Origin of the sequence: Massilia pseudoviolaceinigra (assembly GCF_030846505.1) — a bacterium.
In the GTDB taxonomy this organism is placed as follows: domain Bacteria; phylum Pseudomonadota; class Gammaproteobacteria; order Burkholderiales; family Burkholderiaceae_D; genus Telluria_A; species Telluria_A violaceinigra.
In genome coordinates this window covers 19938-37265 of the sequence record NZ_JAVCWL010000017.1, presented here as the reverse complement: position 1 = coordinate 37265, position 17328 = coordinate 19938, and the positions used below count along the sequence as shown (strand labels likewise).

At 63.8% G+C, this 17328-nt stretch carries 18 protein-coding genes; 9 read left to right on the top strand and 9 right to left on the bottom strand.

Annotation, left to right across the window (positions count from 1 at the left end):
* On the top strand, window positions 1-753 hold the full coding sequence (locus tag RBA40_RS17530) for a type III pantothenate kinase (RefSeq protein WP_306649069.1): 753 nt from the start codon (window positions 1-3) through the stop codon (window positions 751-753).
* Complete coding sequence (locus tag RBA40_RS17525) at window positions 747-1517, top strand: SPOR domain-containing protein (protein WP_306649068.1); 771 nt, start codon at window positions 747-749, stop codon at window positions 1515-1517. The genes RBA40_RS17530 and RBA40_RS17525 overlap by 7 nt, the downstream gene beginning before the upstream one ends.
* A 57-nt stretch (window positions 1518-1574) precedes the next feature.
* On the opposite strand, the gene RBA40_RS17520 is transcribed toward RBA40_RS17525, so the two are convergent.
* From RBA40_RS17520 to RBA40_RS17495, 6 genes are all read right to left on the bottom strand, one after another.
* Complete coding sequence (locus RBA40_RS17520; protein ID WP_306649067.1) at window positions 1575-2624, bottom strand: septal ring lytic transglycosylase RlpA family protein; 1050 nt, start codon at window positions 2622-2624, stop codon at window positions 1575-1577.
* Window positions 2625-2637: 13 nt separating this feature from the next.
* Entirely contained in the window at window positions 2638-3750 is a 1113-nt protein-coding gene (rodA, locus tag RBA40_RS17515) for a rod shape-determining protein RodA (protein ID WP_306649066.1), read from the bottom strand.
* Window positions 3751-3755: 5 nt separating this feature from the next.
* Complete coding sequence (mrdA, locus tag RBA40_RS17510) at window positions 3756-5738, bottom strand: penicillin-binding protein 2 (protein WP_306649065.1); 1983 nt, start codon at window positions 5736-5738, stop codon at window positions 3756-3758.
* A 15-nt stretch (window positions 5739-5753) separates the two neighbouring features.
* The gene (mreD, locus tag RBA40_RS17505; protein WP_099874233.1) at window positions 5754-6266 is read right to left on the bottom strand and encodes a rod shape-determining protein MreD; all 513 of its coding nucleotides are present in this window, start codon (window positions 6264-6266) and stop codon (window positions 5754-5756) included.
* Window positions 6263-7384 carry a rod shape-determining protein MreC gene (gene mreC, locus RBA40_RS17500; RefSeq protein WP_306649064.1) on the bottom strand — a complete coding sequence of 374 codons (1122 nt, stop codon included), beginning with the start codon at window positions 7382-7384 and terminating at the stop codon, window positions 6263-6265. Before mreC ends, mreD begins: the two co-directional genes overlap by 4 nt.
* A gap of 191 nt (window positions 7385-7575) precedes the next feature.
* Entirely contained in the window at window positions 7576-8619 is a 1044-nt protein-coding gene (locus RBA40_RS17495; RefSeq protein WP_099874231.1) for a rod shape-determining protein, read from the bottom strand.
* Window positions 8620-8946: 327 nt separating this feature from the next.
* Here RBA40_RS17495 and gatC point away from each other — a divergent pair, with 327 nt between their 5' ends.
* The 6 genes from gatC to RBA40_RS17465 all read left to right on the top strand — a co-directional run bounded on the left by gatC (window position 8947) and on the right by RBA40_RS17465 (window position 13921).
* Complete coding sequence (gene gatC / locus RBA40_RS17490; protein WP_099874230.1) at window positions 8947-9249, top strand: Asp-tRNA(Asn)/Glu-tRNA(Gln) amidotransferase subunit GatC; 303 nt, start codon at window positions 8947-8949, stop codon at window positions 9247-9249.
* Between the two features lie 102 nt (window positions 9250-9351).
* Window positions 9352-10827 (top strand): Asp-tRNA(Asn)/Glu-tRNA(Gln) amidotransferase subunit GatA, encoded by a 1476-nt coding sequence (gene gatA / locus RBA40_RS17485; protein ID WP_306649063.1) that lies wholly within the window; start codon window positions 9352-9354, stop codon window positions 10825-10827.
* A 56-nt stretch (window positions 10828-10883) separates the two neighbouring features.
* Window positions 10884-12344: an Asp-tRNA(Asn)/Glu-tRNA(Gln) amidotransferase subunit GatB gene (gene gatB / locus RBA40_RS17480; protein WP_306649062.1), complete on the top strand. Its 1461-nt coding sequence runs from the start codon at window positions 10884-10886 to the stop codon at window positions 12342-12344.
* 126 nt (window positions 12345-12470) lie between these two features.
* Complete coding sequence (locus tag RBA40_RS17475) at window positions 12471-13013, top strand: endonuclease V (RefSeq protein WP_306649184.1); 543 nt, start codon at window positions 12471-12473, stop codon at window positions 13011-13013.
* A 78-nt stretch (window positions 13014-13091) separates the two neighbouring features.
* On the top strand, window positions 13092-13487 hold the full coding sequence (locus RBA40_RS17470; RefSeq protein WP_306649061.1) for a hypothetical protein: 396 nt from the start codon (window positions 13092-13094) through the stop codon (window positions 13485-13487).
* Window positions 13484-13921: a hypothetical protein gene (locus RBA40_RS17465; RefSeq protein WP_306649060.1), complete on the top strand. Its 438-nt coding sequence runs from the start codon at window positions 13484-13486 to the stop codon at window positions 13919-13921. The genes RBA40_RS17470 and RBA40_RS17465 overlap by 4 nt, the downstream gene beginning before the upstream one ends.
* Window positions 13922-13946: 25 nt before the next feature.
* Here the strand turns inward: RBA40_RS17465 and pyrE are convergent, their stop codons facing one another.
* Window positions 13947-14609: an orotate phosphoribosyltransferase gene (gene pyrE, locus RBA40_RS17460; protein ID WP_306649059.1), complete on the bottom strand. Its 663-nt coding sequence runs from the start codon at window positions 14607-14609 to the stop codon at window positions 13947-13949.
* Between the two features lie 67 nt (window positions 14610-14676).
* On the opposite strand from pyrE, the gene RBA40_RS17455 reads away from it, so the two are divergent.
* A complete protein-coding gene (locus RBA40_RS17455) occupies window positions 14677-15447 on the top strand; it encodes an exodeoxyribonuclease III (protein ID WP_306649058.1) in 771 nt (256 codons plus the stop codon).
* A gap of 7 nt (window positions 15448-15454) precedes the next feature.
* Here RBA40_RS17455 and RBA40_RS17450 read toward each other — a convergent pair whose 3' ends face one another.
* Together RBA40_RS17450 and RBA40_RS17445 are read right to left on the bottom strand one after the other, a co-directional pair.
* On the bottom strand, window positions 15455-16363 hold the full coding sequence (locus RBA40_RS17450; protein ID WP_306649057.1) for an RluA family pseudouridine synthase: 909 nt from the start codon (window positions 16361-16363) through the stop codon (window positions 15455-15457).
* Entirely contained in the window at window positions 16364-17275 is a 912-nt protein-coding gene (locus RBA40_RS17445) for a M48 family metallopeptidase (RefSeq protein WP_306649056.1), read from the bottom strand.
* Window positions 17276-17328: the final 53 nt, after the last annotated feature.

Below are 17328 nucleotides of genomic sequence, written 5' to 3'. Positions count from 1 at the left end.
ATGCTGCTGCTGATCGACGCCGGCAATACGCGTATCAAATGGGCGCTGGCCGAGGACGGCGCCGCGCCTGGCGTCTGGATCGCCAGCGGCGCCGTCGCCCACGCCGACCTCAATCACCTGCCGGCCAGCTGGGCGCAGCACGGCGTCAACCGCGCGCTGGTGTCGAACGTCGCCGGCAGCAAGCTGCGCGACCAGCTGCAGCTGATGATTCCGACCACCGCGATCAGCTGGTTCGCATCGACGGCGCAGCTGGCCGGCATGCGCAACGCCTACCGCAATCCATCCCAGCTCGGCTGCGACCGTTTCGCCGCGGCGCTTGGCGCGCGCGCGCTGGCGCCGGGCCGGGCGCTCATCGTCGCCACCTGCGGCACCGCCACCACCATCGACGCCGTCAGCGCCGACGGGGTGTTCTTGGGCGGGATGATCCTGCCCGGCCTGGGCCTGATGGCCACCTCGCTGGCGCGCAATACGGCGCAGCTGCCAGAGGTTGCGCCGGGCGCCACCCTGCCGGCCGGCTTTGCCGACAATACCGCCGACGCCATTTTGTCGGGTTGCCTGTCGGCGCAGGCCGGCGCCATCGAACGCGCCTGCGCCCTGCATGGCGCGACCGCCTGCATCGTCTCGGGCGGCGCGGCCCAGTACATCGGCCCCGTGCTCAGGCTCCCGATCGATCACCGGATCGTCGATAATATCGTCCTGATCGGCCTTCATTCCACCGTCACGTCTTCGCCACTCCAGGATAGCCCGTGTTGAAATTCATATTTTGGACCCTCCTTGCCATCAATGCCGTGCTGTTCGCGTACGGCCAGGGCATGCTCGGCAACTTCAGGGAAAACGAGCGCGAGCCGGGCCGCATGCGCAACCAGCTCGCCACCGAGAACATCAAGCTGGTCGCCGCGCGCCCGCTGCCATCGCCGGATGCGGAAGCGGCGGCCGAACCCGAGCCGGTGGTCGCCCCGCCAACGCCGGTGCTGGTCATGAACAAGCCCGCCGCCGCGGTGCCGGCGCCCGCCGAGCCGAAGCCGGAACCCAAGCCGGAGCCGAAGCCGGACCTGGTTGCCTGCACATTGGTTGGAAATTTCGCGCCGCCGGAAGCGCGCCGCTTCGAAGCCATGCTCTCGCCGCTGGCGCTGGGCCAGCGCCAGACGCGCGAAAACGTCGCCGTCCCCGAGGTCACCAGCCATATCGTGTTCATCCCTTCGCCGGGCAGCAAGGAAGCGGCCGACCGCAAGGCGGCCGAGCTGAAGGAACTCGGCATCACCAGCTTCTTTATCATGAACGACAACAGCCCGATGAAGTATGCAATTTCACTGGGCGTGTTCAAGTCGGAGACGTCGGCCCAGACCTTGCTGGCAACGCTCACCAAGCAGGGCGTGGTCGGCGCCAAGGTGGCTGGACGCACCGGCCAGGCGACCAAAATGGCCTACCGCTTCCGCGCGCTGGAACCGGCCGCCAAGGCCAAGGTCGATGCGATCGTGGCGCGCTTTCCGGACCAGCAATCGCGCAGCTGCAAATAAGGCACATCGTCATTCGCGCCGAGGGCAGCCTTGGCGCGGGAATGACGGCTCTTCCACTCAGCGCTGTACGACGATGGGTTTCAGGCGCAGGGTCGATGGCAAATCGCGCAACGCCTGCATGGCGTCGGCCCGGCTCGGGAACGGGCCGCTGAACAGGCGGTGCAGCGCACCGCCCTGCACCACTTCGACGGCGGAAAGCGCTCCGCCCGTGGCAGCGATCTGGGCGCGCACATCGGCCGCCTTGTCGGCCCGGGCAAATGCGCCCAGCTGCAGGTAAAACCCCGGCTGCGTCAGCGCCGTCGGCGGCGCCGCCACTGGCGCGCTCGCCAGTGCGGGGACCGAGGCGGGAGCCGTCACCGTGATCGCGCTGCTTTCGCCCGGCGGCGGCATGTCCACCGCCATCGTGCTCACTTCCCCGTCCGGCTCCGGCGCCAGGCGCCGGATGGTGGCGATGCGTTCCTGCGCGTTGGGCAGCAGCCGTTCCACTTCCACCGTGTGGCTGCCCCTGCCGAGCAGGCCAAGTTTGAGCGCCGCCGTGTACGACACGTCGATCACGCGGCTCGAGTGAAAGGGGCCGCGGTCGTTGATGCGCACGACCACCTGCTTGCCGCTATCGAGGCTGGTAATGCGCGCGTACGAAGGAATCGGCAGGGTCGGATGGGCCGCCGTCATCTTGTACATGTCGTACAGTTCTCCCGACGAGGTTTTCTGGCCATGGAATTTTTTGCCGTACCAGGTCGCCACGCCGCGCTGCCGGAATGGCTGCTCGTGCAATATCGGCGTGTAGGTCTTGCCGAAGACGACGTAGGGCCGGTTGGCGTAGCGCGCATACGGTTCGGCCTTGACCACGGCGTCGGGCACGTCGAGCAGGTTGGCCGGCGGATTGTCGCCCGGGCCGTCATCCTGGTAGTAGCCGCCGCGCCCGGAACCGGCACGCGGCATGCGCGGCAGGTCCTTGCCGACATCGCCGTGTTTGGCCGCCGGGGTGCCCGGGGCGGGCATCGGCAGCATGCGCCGGTGGCCTTCCGGGTCGGTGGCGCAGGCGGTCAGCAGCAAGGCCAGTGCGCTCAGCGCAATGGAAGGTGTAAGCGTTCGTGTTACCGCCATCGTGTCTCCGGGGTCAGGTTTGCACCAGCTTGCGATGCCGCTGGATACTCATCAGTATACCTGCCCCCAGTCCGAGGGTCACAAAAGCGGTCCCGCCGTAGCTCATGAACGGCAGCGGCACGCCCACCACCGGCAGGATGCCGCTGACCATGCTCATGTTCACAAAGGCGTACGTAAAGAAGATCATCGTGATGGCGCCGGCCAGCAGGCGCGCGAACAGGGTCGGTGCGTTGGCCGCGATCATCAGGCCGCGCCCGATCAGCAGCAGGTACAGGAGCAGCAGCCCGAGGAAGCCGACCAGCCCGAACTCCTCCGCAAAGACCGAGAAAATGAAGTCGGTGGTGCGTTCGGGGATGAATTCGAGGTGGGCCTGGGTGCCCTTCATCCAGCCCTTGCCGCTCAATCCCCCCGAGCCGATCGCGATGACCGACTGGATGATGTGGAAGCCCTTGCCCAGCGGGTCAGCGTTCGGATCGATCAGGGTCATCACCCGTTCGCGCTGGTAGTCGTGCATCAGCGACCAGGCCACCGGCAAGCTGGCGGCGCCGGCCACGAACAGGCCGATGAGCGCCTTCCACGACAGCCCGGCCAGAAAGATCACGTAGAAGCCCGACGCCAGCACCAGCAGCGAGGTACCCAGGTCGGGCTGCAGCTGGATCAGGCCCACGGGGACGGCCAGCAGCACGGTGGCGATGATGAACGAATGCCAGCGCACCAGTCCCGCCTTCTGGTGGAAGTACCAGGCCAGCATCAGCGGCATGGCAATTTTCATGATCTCGGACGGCTGGATGTCGAAGCCGATGTGCAGCCACCGGCGCGCGCCCTTCTTGATCACGCCGAACAGGAACACTGCAATGAGCAAGGTCACGCCGACCGTGTAGATCGGCACGGCCAGGCGCATCAGGGTTTGCGGCGGCACCTGGGCCGCCAGCCACATGACCACGAACGCGATCATCATGTTGCGCAACTGGCCTTCGATGCGGCCGGGGAAATCGGCGCCGGCCGAGTACATTGTCACCAGGCTGGTACCGAGCAGCAGGAAGATGACCATGGCCAGCGGCGCGTCGAACACCAGCAGGTAAGGCTTGGCGCGCCGCCACAGCGAGCGCCGTTCATTGATGCGCATGGCCGTCACTCCTTCGGTGCCGGCGTTTCGGCGCCCGGCTTGTATGGCATTTCGGTGGCCGTATCGGTCTTCAGTTCTTCCAGCGGCAACAGTTCCACGTCTTCCTTGGGCACCTTGGTGCCGTCCTTGCCCACCGGGCGCTTGCCCAGCAGGTAGTAGTCGAGCGCCTTGCGCGCGATCGGGGCCGCCACCACGCCGCCGAAGCCGGCGTTTTCGACGATCAGCGCCACGGCGATGCGCGGCTTGTCGGCCGGCGCGAAGGTGATGTACAGCGCGTTGTCGCGCAGGCGTTCGTTGACGTTCTTGGCGTTGTACTTCTCGCCGCGGCGCAGGCCCACCGCCTGCGAGGTGCCGGTCTTGCCGGCGGCGATGTAGCCGGCGTTCGCAAACGCGGTCTTTCCGGTGCCACGCTCGGACACCCCGACCATGGCGCGCTTGATGAAATCGATGTTGCCCTGGCTTAGCGGGATGCGCGCGCTTTCCTTCGGCACCGTCAGGGCGCGCGCGCGCGTGCTGCTGTCTTCGACAATCTTGACCAGGTGCGGCTTCATGACCACGCCGTTGTTGGCCAGGGTGGCCACCGCGTGCGACAGCTGCAGGATGGTGAAGCTGTTGAAGCCCTGCCCGATGGCGATATTGACGGTGTCGCCGCCGACCCAGGTCTGCATCAGTTTGTTCTTGGCGAAGCGCGCCCGCTTCCAGTCTTTCGACGGCAGCACGCCAATTTTTTCGTTCTCCAGGTCGATCCCGGTCTTCTGGCCGAAACCGAACGGCTTCATGAAGTCGTGGATCGCATCGATGCCGAGGTCGTTGCCGAGCTGGTAATAGTAGGTATTGCACGAGACGATGATGGAATCGGTCAGGCTGACCATGCCGTGCCCGCCCACCTTGTCGTCTTTCCAGGTGTGGCCGCCCAGGGTGAAATAGCCGGCGTCGGAAATCGTGTGGTTCTGCGTGCGCTTGCCCAGTTCCAGCGCGGCCAGCGCCATGAACGGCTTGAAGGTCGATCCGGGCGGATAGGTGCCCTGCAGCGGACGGTTCATCAGCGGGCGGTCGAGCGAGGTATTGAGTTCGTTCCAGCTCTGGGTGTCGATGCCGTCGACGAACAGGTTCGGGTCGAACCCGGGACGCGACACGTACGCCAGGATGTCGCCCGTCTCCGGTTCGATGGCGACCAGCGCGCCGCGGTACTCGCCGAAGGCTTCTTCGACGATCTTTTGCAGTTCGATGTCGATCGACAGAATCAGGTTGCTGCCGGCGGTCGCTTCCGTACGCGACAAAATGCTGACCGCGCGCCCGCTGGCGGTGCGAATGATCTTCTGGTAGCCGGTGCGCCCGTGCAGCTGCGCTTCGTAGCTCTTTTCCAGCCCTTCCTTGCCGATATGGTCGGTGCCGTTGTAGTTCGCCTTGTCGGGCCGCTCTTCGAGTTCCTTGGCTTCCTTCTGGTTGATGCGGCCGATATAGCCGATCACGTGCGAGGCGGTTTCGCCCAGCGGGTACTGGCGGAACAGGCGCGCCTGCACCTCGACCCCGGGAAAACGGAAGCGCTGGGCAGCGAAGCGCGCCACTTCGTCGTCGGTCAGGCGGGTGCGCAGCGGCACGCTCTCGAAATTCTTCGACTCGGCCAGCAGGGTCTTGAAGCGCTTGCGATCCTTGGGCTCGATCTCGATCAGCGTCGACAATTCGTCGATCACCGAGTCGAGCGTGTTGCGCAGCTTGGACTGGGTGATTTCGAGCGTGTAAGCCGAGTAGTTGCGCGCCAGGACCACGCCCTTGCGGTCGACGATCAGGCCGCGGTTGGGCACGATCGGCACGATGGCGATGCGGTTGTCTTCGGCCAGCGCCGCGAAATCGTCGTGCTTGACCACCTGCAGGAACACCAGGCGCGCCACCAGCGCGCCGAAGCAGACGAAGACGAGCGCGATCAGCGCCACCACGCGCAGGCGAAACAGGTGGATTTCGCGGTCGTTGTTGGTTATTTCAGTCATGACGCAGCCGCACCATCAGATCGGGCGCGTATGGTCGCGGTCGACGGCGCGCCGCTGGGGCGCCAGCAGCATCCAGGTAATCACCGGCCACAGCGCGATGCCCACCACGCTCTCGATGAAGTACATCCAGCCGGGGAATTTGCCCGAGACGATCACGCGCACGATGACCTGGATGGCCTGGGTGGCCAGCAGCAGCGGAAACACGTGCAGCGCCTGGGTCAGCACCGGAAACCACAGCACGCGCCGGTGAATCATGATGGCCAGGTAGGACAGCAGCGTGTAGGCGAGCGCGTTCTCGCCGAGCAGGGTGGCGTCGTGCACGTCCATCAGCAGGCCCATGAAAAAGGCGACGCCGATGCCGACCTTGCGCGGCTGGTGGATGCCCCAGAACACCAGGACCAGCGCCACGAAGTCGGGCGCGCCGATCCAGTGCCCCCAGGGCAGCAGATTGAGCATGAAGGCGCAGGTCAGGCTGAAGGTAATGAACAGCGGACTGACGGGCAGCAGGATGTAATGCGGGCGGTTCATCGGGTCGCTTCCTTGGGTGCGGGCGCGGGTGCGGCGGCTGGCGCAGCCGCGGCGGGCAGCGGACGCGCCGCGCCGGCTGGCGCGGGAACCGCCGGCGCCGGCGCGCGGGCCGGCGTGGCGGGCGCACGCGACGGCGTGGCCGGCGTCCTGGCGGCGGGCGCCACCGGCGCCGCCGCTTTCGGCGCGTCGGCGGCAAGCGGGACGGCGCCCTCCTTGATCGGTGTCATCTTGGGAAGGTTTTTCTTGGACGGCACCGGCGGCTCTTCAGGCGGGCGCGCCGGCACTTGCGGCAGCGTGGTCAGGATCAGCACATGGCGGTTGCGGTCGATGCCGGCCAGCGGCTGGCACACCACGCCGCCAAAGGCGCCGGCGGCGCTGTTCTCGACCTTGGTGACCTTGGCCACGGCCAGGCCGGCCGGGTAGACCCCGTCCATGCCCGAGGTAATGAGCACGTCGCCGACCTGGATGTCGGCGTTCGGCGCGACGAAGCGCAGGTCGAGCGTGCCGGACTGGCCGCGCCCGTAGGCCACGCTGCGCAAGCCATTTCTGAGCACCTGCACGGGAATGGCCTGTTCGCGGTCGGTCAGCAGGGTGACTTCGGCGGTGAACGGGAATACGCGCGTGACCTGGCCGACCACGCCGGCGTTATCGATCACCGGCTGGCCGAGCGCCACGCCGTTCTGGCTGCCGCGGTCGAGCACGATCTTGCGGCTGGAACTGTCGCGCGCGTCGTACAGGATCTCGCTGAGCATGGTCTTGACCGGTACATGCTCGCGCGCGCCCATCAGTTTGCGCAACTGGGCGTTTTCCGCGCTCTGGAGCTGGGCTTGCTGGAGTTTTTCGGCGACGGCGACCTGGGCGACCTGGAGCTCGCGCACTTCCTGCTTGAGCGAGGAAATTGAAGAGAAGTAGTTGCCCATGTTGGCCAGCGCCTCGCGCGGCATCAGGGCCGCCATTTGCAGCGGATACAGGACGGTGCCGGCCACCTGGCGCACCGTGGCCAGCGCATGGACGCGGGCGTCGATCATCAGGAGGGCGATCGAAATAAACGCGAAAACCGTCACCTTGACCCGGGCTGGGGCGCCTTGCTTGAAGAGTGGCGGAGGACTGTATTCCATGAAATCCAATAATCGGTGCTAACAACCTGTCCCGGGGCGGCACGGGGTCAGACCTCCGGCTTGCACACATTGTCCAACCTGGTCTGTCCGGGTTGGTCAACGCATTGCAAGCCGAAGATCTGAACGGTACGCCGGCCGCGCCGGCAGTGCAAGCGGGCGCGGTCGCGGCTCGCTACGCGGCGGGCTCGGACTTACTCGTACGAGAAAATCGAACCCAGCTTGTCCATCCGCTCGAGCGCCATGCCGGAGCCGCGCACCACGCAGGTCAGCGGATCTTCGGCCACCAGCACCGGCAGGCCGGTTTCTTCCATCAGCAGGCGGTCGAGATCGCGCAGCAGGGCGCCGCCGCCGGTGAGCATCATGCCTTTTTCGGCGATGTCGGCACCCAGTTCCGGCGGGGTCTGCTCGAGCGCGTTCTTGACGGCCGAGACGATGTTGTTGAGCGGGTCGGTCAGCGCTTCGAGAATCTCGTTCGACGAAATGGTGAACGAACGCGGGATGCCTTCGGACAGATTGCGGCCCTTGACTTCCATTTCCTTCACTTCCGAACCGGGGAAGGCCGAACCGATGGCCTTCTTGATCGCTTCGGCCGTCTGTTCGCCGATCAGCATGCCGTAGTTGCGGCGGATGTAGTTGACGATGGCTTCGTCGAACTTGTCGCCGCCCACCCGTACCGAGCCCTTATAGACCATGCCGCCCAGCGAAATGATGCCCACTTCGGTGGTGCCGCCGCCGATGTCGACCACCATCGAGCCGGTCGCTTCCGACACCGGCAGGCCGGCGCCGATGGCCGCGGCCATCGGTTCTTCGATCAGGTAGACTTGGGAAGCGCCGGCGCCGAGCGCCGATTCGCGGATCGCGCGCCGCTCGACCTGGGTCGAACCGCAGGGAACGCAGATGATGATGCGGGGGGAAGGACGGAAGACCTTGGTGTTGTGCACCATGCGGATGAACTGCTTGAGCATCTGCTCGGTGACGGTGAAGTCGGCGATCACGCCATCTTTCATCGGGCGGATCGCCTCGATATTGCCCGGGACCTTGCCGAGCATTTGCTTTGCCTGTTTGCCGACTGCCTGAATCGTCTTTTTGCCGTTCGGGCCGCCTTCCTGGCGGATCGCAACGACGGAAGGTTCGTCCAGGACGATGCCCTCGCCGCGTACATAAATCAGGGTGTTCGCCGTACCGAGGTCAATGGCCAGATCGCTGGAAAAGTAGCTGCGTAAAAAACCAAACATGAGTGTCCTGATGCGCAACGGGCTGCGCGTAAGCATTAAAATGAGTAGAAAAACGCTACGAAATAAACAGCCGCCGCGCGCTACCTTCCCGCACCGGCACGGCCGTTTGCATGCTGCGGCCACTCCTATTCGGCGCCGACAACGCATTAGCCCGCCATTCTACCTTATAATTTGCGCGTTAATCGCTGAAAAACCGGTGTTTTGCGCGCGTATTCCCCCTGTGAGATCAGGGCCTTTAGGAAGCTTTTATCGGCTTTAGCGCTCTGTTATCGAAACTTCACTATTCGTCCACCACATTTTGAACGCGGCCCGCGCCGCGCAAATTTCATGTCCCTGACACTATCAGATGTAAATCGAATCGCCTATCTGTCCAAACTCGAGATGGACGAGGCCCACGCCGACATCGCGCTGGCGGAACTGAACGGTATTTTCGCGCTGGCCGAGCAGATGAAGGATGTCGACACCACCGGCGTGGAGCCGCTGTCGCACCCGCTCGCGGCCATCCTGGGCAAGCTGCCGTTGCGCCTGCGCGACGATGTCGTGACCGAGGAAAACGCCCGCGAAGCCTACCAGGCGCCGGCGCCGAAGACCCAGGACGGCCTGTATCTGGTGCCGCAAGTGATCGAATAACGGCCGCCCACCCTCTTCGTCCGGGCGCCGCGCCGTGCGCGTCGCCCCATACCGGTCACACTACCGGGCAAACCGAGCAATTACGTCAGCCGAGTCTCCGCCATGCATACAAAAACCATTCAACAGCTGTCCGCGCTCCTGCACGCGAAACAGGTTTCAGCCCTTGAGCTGACCACCCACTTCCTGCAGCGCGCCAAAGCAAGCGACCTGAACGCCTTCCTGCAGGTCGACGAAGCCTTGTCGCTTGAACAAGCGCGCGCCGCCGATGTGCGCCTCGCCTCCGGCAACGCCGGTCCGCTGACCGGCATTCCGATCGCGCACAAGGATATTTTCGTCACCAAAGGCTGGCGTTCGACGGCCGGCTCGAAGATGCTGGCCAATTACACCAGCCCGTTCGACGCCACCGTGGTCGACAAATTCAACCGCGCCGGCATGGTCACCCTGGGCAAGCTCAATTGCGACGAATTCGCGATGGGCTCGTCGAACGAAAACTCGGCCTTTGGCGCCGTCAAGAATCCCTGGGACACGCTGGCCGTGCCGGGCGGCTCGTCGGGCGGCTCGGCCGCGGCGATTGCCGCGCGCCTGGCGCCGGCCGCCACCGCCACCGATACCGGCGGCTCGATCCGCCAGCCGGCCGCGTTCTGCGGCGTGACCGGCATCAAGCCGACCTACGGGCGCGTATCGCGCTTCGGCATGATCGCGTTCGCGTCCTCGCTCGACCAGGGCGGCCCGATCGCCCAGAGCGCCGAAGACTGCGCCATGCTGCTCAATGAAATGATCGGCTTCGACGCGCGCGACTCGACCAGCCTGACGGCCGAACAGGGCAATGTGCGCGAAGACTTCACGCGCGACCTGAATGCGCCGCTCAAGGGCTTGCGCATCGGCTTGCCAAAAGAATATTTCGGCGAAGGCCTGGCGGCCGATGTCGAACAGGCGGTGCGCGCCGCGCTCGACGAATTTGTGAAGCTGGGCGCAACCCTGGTTGACATTTCGCTGCCGAAAACGGCGCTCTCGATTCCTGTGTACTACGTGATCGCCCCGGCGGAAGCGTCGTCGAACCTGTCGCGCTTTGACGGCGTGCGCTACGGCCACCGCGCCAGCGAATACAAGAACCTCGAAGACATGTACAAAAAGTCGCGCGCCGAAGGCTTCGGTCCCGAAGTGCAGCGGCGCATCCTGGTCGGCACCTACGTGCTGTGCCATGGCTACTACGACGCTTACTACCTGCAGGCCCAGAAGATCCGGCGCCTGATCGCCGACGACTTCCAGGCCGCGCTGGGCAACACCTGCGACGTGATCATGGGCCCGGTCGCGCCGACCGTCGCCTGGGACCTGGGCGACAAGGCCAACGACCCGGTGGCCAACTACCTGGCCGACATCTTTACGCTCTCGACCAGCCTGGCCGGCCTGCCCGGCATGTCAGTGCCGTGCGGCTTCGGCCAGGGCGAAAAGAACAGCAAGCGCCCGGTGGGCCTGCAAATCATCGGCAATTACTTTGCCGAAGCCAAGCTGCTCAATATTGCCCACCAGTACCAGCTGGCGACCGACTGGCACACCCGCGCGCCGGCCGGCATCTGATTTCGCCGGGTGCGCACCGCGTGCGCACCGGCAACCTGACAAGAAAAGAGAACACTATGCAATGGGAAGTCGTCATCGGTCTTGAGAACCACGTGCAGCTCACGACCAACTCCAAGATTTTCAGCGGCAGTTCGATTCAGTTCGGCGCCGAGCCGAACACCCAGGCCAGCCCGGTCGACCTGGCGCTGCCGGGCGTGCTGCCGGTGATGAACCGCGGCGCGGTCGAACGCGCGATCCGTTTCGGCCTGGCGGTCGACGCAAAAATCGCGCCGGAATCGGTGTTTGCGCGCAAAAACTACTTTTACCCGGATTTGCCCAAGGGTTACCAGATCAGCCAGTTTGCCGATCCGGTCGTCATTGGCGGCCAGCTCACCTTCGGCTTCGAAAAAGATGGCCAGTTCCAGACCAGGACCGTCAACCTGACGCGCGCCCACCTGGAAGAAGACGCCGGCAAGTCGCTGCACGAAGATTATGCCGGCATGACCGGGATCGACCTGAACCGCGCCGGCACGCCGCTGCTGGAAATCGTGTCCGAGCCGGAAATGCGCAGCGCGGCCGAGGCCGTGGCGTATGCCAAGGCACTGCATACCCTGGTCGTGTGGCTGGGCGTGTGCGACGGCAACATGCAGGAAGGCTCGTTCCGCTGCGACGTCAACGTCTCGGTGCGTCCGGTTGGCACGACGGAACTGGGCACCCGCTGCGAAATCAAGAACCTGAACTCCTTCCGTTTCATGGAAGAAGCGATCGCCTATGAAGTGCGGCGCCAGATCGACCTGATCGAAGATGGCGGCAAAGTGCAGCAAGCCACGCGCCTGTGGGACCCGGACAAGAAAGAAACGCGCTCGATGCGTACCAAGGAAGATGCGCAGGATTACCGCTACTTCCCCGATCCGGACTTGCCGCCGCTGCTCATTTCCGACGAGTGGGTCGCGCGCATCAAGGCCGACATGCCGGAACTGCCGGCCGCGATGCGCGCGCGCTTCGCGAACGACTATGGCTTGCCGGAATACGACAGCCTGTTCCTGACCTCGTCGAAAGAGATGGCCGCGTACTTCGAAGCCGTGGTCGCCAAGACCGGCAAGGAACAAGCCAAGACCGCGGCCAACTGGCTGATGGGTGACGTGGCCTCGACCCTGAACCGCGAAAACGTCGACATCGCCGATTCGCCGGTGGAAGCATCGCAACTGGCGCTGATGATCAAGCGCATCGCCGACGGCACGATTTCCACCAAGAGCGCCAAGGAAGTGTTTGCGGGCATGTGGGAAGCCAAGTCGAACGATGAAAACATCGCCGATGTGGTCATCAAGGAAAAAGATCTGGTGACCATCTCCGACAGCGGTGCGCTGGAAAAGATCGTCGACGACGTGCTGGCGGCCAACGCCAAATCGGTCGAGCAATACCGCGCCGGCAAGGAAGCGGCCATCAACGCGCTGATCGGCCAGGCCATGAAGGCATCCAAAGGCAAGGCCAACCCGGCCGAGCTGACCGAGCTGCTCAAGAAAAAGCTGGCGGGCTGATACCTGCCGTAGGCTCTGCGACATCGTTCGCATCCATACCGGCCGTCAACGTTGCTCAACCGGGGTCAGACCCCGGTTGAGCATTATTGACGGCCGGCTTCGTTTCCGCCCAAGGAGAAATGCTTGATGATATTAGCAGTCGACGTGCAATACGATGCGGATTGCGGCTATGCCGCGGGGTTGCTGTTCGAGCGCTGGGATGCATTGACGCCAGCGGCGACTATCTGCAAAAAGCAGGCCGGCGTCGGCGAGTATGTTCCGGGGGAATTCTACAAGCGCGAGCTGCCATGCATCCTGGCCCTGCTGCGCGAACTCGACCAGCTTCCGGAGTACATTGTCATCGATGGCTTTGTGTTCCTCGACGGGCATGCCCATGCCGGCCTGGGCAAGTATCTGTACGATGCGCTCGACGGGAAAGCAAAGGTCATCGGCGTGGCGAAAACTTCCTTCGCGGGCATTGGCGACGATTACAAGCTGCTGCGCGGCGACAGCATCAAGCCTTTGTTCATCACCTGCATCGGGCTTGAGCTGGCGGAGGCCAAGGAACACATCGCGGCCATGCACGGGCCGCACCGCATGCCGGTGCTGTTGAAAACGGTCGACCGCATCTGCCGCGAGCAGGCACTGGCGGCCACGGCCGGCATTGCGCCGGATTTACCGCAGAGCTGAGCGCGATTGAGAACGCGCAGAGAAGCGTTCGTTTTTCCCGGTCAGACTGGTGGGTGCCTGCCATCCCCACCATCCATCATGCTCACCATCGCCGATCTTGAACAGCTTGCACGCACGCGTCTGGGCGAAGCCACCGCTCTCCTTATCGCACGACAATTCGACGGATCATCCTACCTTAGCGGGTACGCCGTCGAGCTGATCCTGAAGGCGAGGATTTGCGTCCACCTGGATTGGAAGGGATATCCCGAAACGCGCAAGGAGTTCGAAAAATATACCTCACTTCGCACTCACCATCTTGAAACATTGCTCGACCTGACCGGTCTTCATAAAAGAGTCCGAACTAAATATGATTACTACTGGTCCAACATTTCAGAGTGGTCGCCAGAGGACCGCTATCGCGCATCAGGTTGCGTCACTGAAGAGATAGCGCGTGCACGCGTGGCCGCCGCATCGTTCCTTGTGAGGAATTTATGAGCGACAAACTTGAGGGCTTACTGGACAAACTAGCAGTCATCGAGCGCGACATATCCGAAGAGAAGGGCGAACTGACTTTTTTTGGGCTGCTTAAACGATGGTCCCCAACCGAATCCTGGAATCTCGTCGTCTCGTCGACCTGGTCCGATCGAGATGAACATCCGAACGCAATCAAGTACATCGTCGACAAATACTATGCTGTCTGTGACGACTCCGAACGCGTCCTGATTGCCAGAGTAGCCATCGTCGACACGGACGACGAGGAGCTGGAAGACCTTCTGGAAGCGTACGACGTCGAGCACGGCATGGTGAAAATAAGAAAAAATCGCTATTTCGATGAGGAGTTCGAACGCGGCTATATATTCACGTGCAAAGCGCGCAATGCGGCAGCATCGCCGCCCGCACGCGAGCATGCCGCAGACCAGCCGGGCTAATGCGCGTGCTCACGGCGCCGCTGTGTTACACCCCGTAGCGCGTCCGGTACGCCGCCACCGCATCCTTAAACTGCGCCATCTCCGGATCGGCCCCGGCCGCGTTCAGGTAAGTAAACAAATCCTCCAGGTTGCCGATCGATATCACCGGAATATTGAACTCCTGGCTGACCTGCTGCACCGCCGAACTGGGCGACAATTCGCCATCCTTGCCCGAACGCTCCATGCGGTCGAGCGCGATGAGCACGGCGCACGGCTCGGCGCCGGCGGCGCGGATCATGTCGACCGATTCGCGCACCGACGTCCCCGCCGAAATCACGTCGTCGATAATGACAACCTTGCCCGCCAGCTTGGCGCCGACAATGGTGCCGCCCTCGCCATGGTCCTTGGCTTCCTTGCGGTTGTAGGCGAACGAGGTGTTGTGCCCCTTGCCCGCCAGCGCCACCGCCGTGGCGGACGCCAGGGTGATGCCCTTGTAGGCCGGCCCGAACAGCATGTCGAACTCGATCCCCGAATCGATCAGGGTCTGCGCGTAAAACTGCGCCAGCTTGGCCAGGGTGGCGCCATCATGGAACAGACCGGCGTTGAAGAAATACGGCGACAGGCGGCCAGCCTTGGTGGTGAACTCGCCGAAGCGCAACACGCCCGCCGACACCGAAAACGCGATAAACTGTTGGCGCAAATTATTCACGACGACCTCATTTGTTCATATAGAAAAGTGGCGCTATTTTACGCCACCCTCCACACCCCCTGGAACCATGCCAAAAATTATTTCCGCGAACCTGAACGGGATCCGCTCCGCCCACAAGAAGGGCTTTTTCAACTGGATGGCCACCCAGACCGCCGATTTCATCTGTGTCCAGGAGCTCAAGGCGCAGTTGCCCGACATGACCGAGGAATTCCTGATGCCGGGCGGCTATCACGGCCATTTCCATTACGCCGAGAAAAAAGGCTATTCCGGCACCGGTATCTACAGCCGGACCAAGCCCGACGCCGCGCGCACCGGCTTCGGCAGCCCCGAATTCGATGCCGAAGGCCGCTACGTGCGCTGCGATTTCGGCAACCTGACCATCATTTCAGTCTATTGCCCGTCCGGTTCCTCGTCGCCGGAACGCCAGGAAGCCAAGTTCCGCTTCATGGAACTGTTCCTGCCGCATCTGCTCGAACTGCGCGCCGAAGGCCGCGAAGTGGTCATCTGCGGCGACTGGAATATTGCCCACAATGAAATCGACCTGAAAAACTTCAAAGGCAACAAGAAAAACTCGGGATTCCTGCCGGAAGAGCGCGCCTGGCTGACCCGCGTGTTCGATGAAGTCGGCTTTGTGGACGTGCACCGCGGCATCGACAAGCGCCCGGAGCAATACACCTGGTGGAGCAACCGCGGCCAGGCCTACGCCAAGAACGTCGGGTGGCGCATCGATTATCACGTCGCAACGCCCGGCATCGCCGCCCAGGCCAAGGAAGTGTTCATCTACAAGGATGAGCGGTTTTCGGATCACGCACCGCTGATCATCGATTACCGCCTCTAGCACGCCGCTACAGGGCGCGCCGGCTCTCGAACCGGCGCGCCTGGCCTGTCAAGGGATCGTCAAAGCCGATGCTGCGCGCCAGCAGCTTGAGCGGGTTGGCGAAATCGTCGCCCTTGCACGGTAGCGCTTCGGGATAAAACGCGTCGTTCATGATCGGGGCGCCCAGCGCGGCCATGTGCACCCGCAGCTGGTGCTTGCGGCCCGTATGCGGCTGCAGGCGGTACAGCATGGCGTTACCCTGCGGCTCGATCACATCGATCACGCTTTCCGAGTTCGGCTCGCCGTCGACTTCCTGCATGCGGAAAAACGGATCGCCCTCCACCATGCGGCTGCGGTGCACCAGCGGAAAGGTCAGCCCCGGCAAGGGCGCGGCCAGCGCCTCGTACACTTTGTGCACGCTGCGTTTCTGGAACAGCGACTGGTAGGCGCCACGGGTCGCTTCCTGGTGCGAAAAAATCACCACCCCGGCCGTTTCGCGGTCGAGCCGGTGAATCGGGGTCAGCTGGGCCAGGCCCGTCTTGTTCTTCAGCCGCACCAGCAAGGTTTCATGCAGGAAGCGCCCGCCCGGTGTCATCGGCAGGAAATGCGGCTTGTCGACCACCAGCAGATGGTCGTCGCGAAACAGGATCTGTTCCTCGAAGGGAATCGGCGTCTCGGCCTCGAGCTCGCGGTAATACCAGATGCGCATGCCGCGCCGCAGCACACTGTCCGGGCCAAGCACGTCGCCGCTGCCGTCGACCACCTCGCCGCGCGCCATGCGGTCGCGCCAGACAGCCTCGCCCACATCGGCAAAATGGCTGGTGAGAAACGCCAGCGCGCCGTCAAGCGGGTTATCGTCCAGCCATAAATAACTGGGCGCGACGCCATCGCGGACCGGCAGCGGAACAACCGCATTGGCATCGGCCTGCCGTCCCATTTACTTTGGCGCGCTGGTGCGGTACGGCGGCAATTGCGCGACCGAGGTGTTCTTGCTGCGCGCATACAGCGGCAGCAGCACGTTCATGTGCTCTTCCATGTGGCGGATGCGTTCCTTGCCGCCCGGGTGGGTCGACAGCCACGCCGGCGGCGCTCCGCCGCCCGCCGCCGCCATTTTTTGCCACAGGATGATGCCGGCGCGCGGATCGTAACCGGCGCGCGCGGCCAGGTCCAGGCCGATCAGGTCGGCTTCGCGCTCGTCGTCGCGCGAGAATTTGAGCGAGGCGAACTGCGCGCCATACTGGGCCACCGTGTCGGTAATGCCGGGATCGATGCCGAGCACCGCCGCCAGCACCGCGCCGCCCACCCGCGCGCCGACATTGGTCGCGGTCGACTTGACCATCTGCTCGCGCCCGTGTTCGCGCAGGGCGTGCGACACTTCGTGGCCCATGATGGCGGCCACTTCATCGTCGGTCAGGTTCAGGGTGGTGAGGATGCCGCTGAAGAACGCGATGCGTCCACCCGGCATGCAGAAGGCGTTAATTTGCTTGGACGACAGCAGATTGACCTGCCACTTCCATTTGGCGGCTTCGGGATTCCAGCGCGTGGCGTACGGAATGATGCGTTTGGCGATGGTGCGCAGGCGCACCACCTGCGGATGGTCGTCCGGCACCAGCGCCCCCTTTTGCTGGGCCTGGCCCATCAGCTGCATATATTGCTGCGCCGCCTGCTGGTCCATTTTCTCGGCCGAGGCCAGCACGCGGTAGCGCGGCATCGGCCGCACCTGGATGCCGTCCTGCACCGCGGCCTTCGAGGTCTTGCCTTTGATCGGCTCCGGCAGCGGCTGGGCACTGGCCAGGACCGTGCAGGCGCCGAGCGTCAGGGCCAGGAGAATAGGTTTAATCTTATGCATGTTTCAATTCCTGCTATGTATTTGATAACACCATCATCGCAGGAAATCCGGTA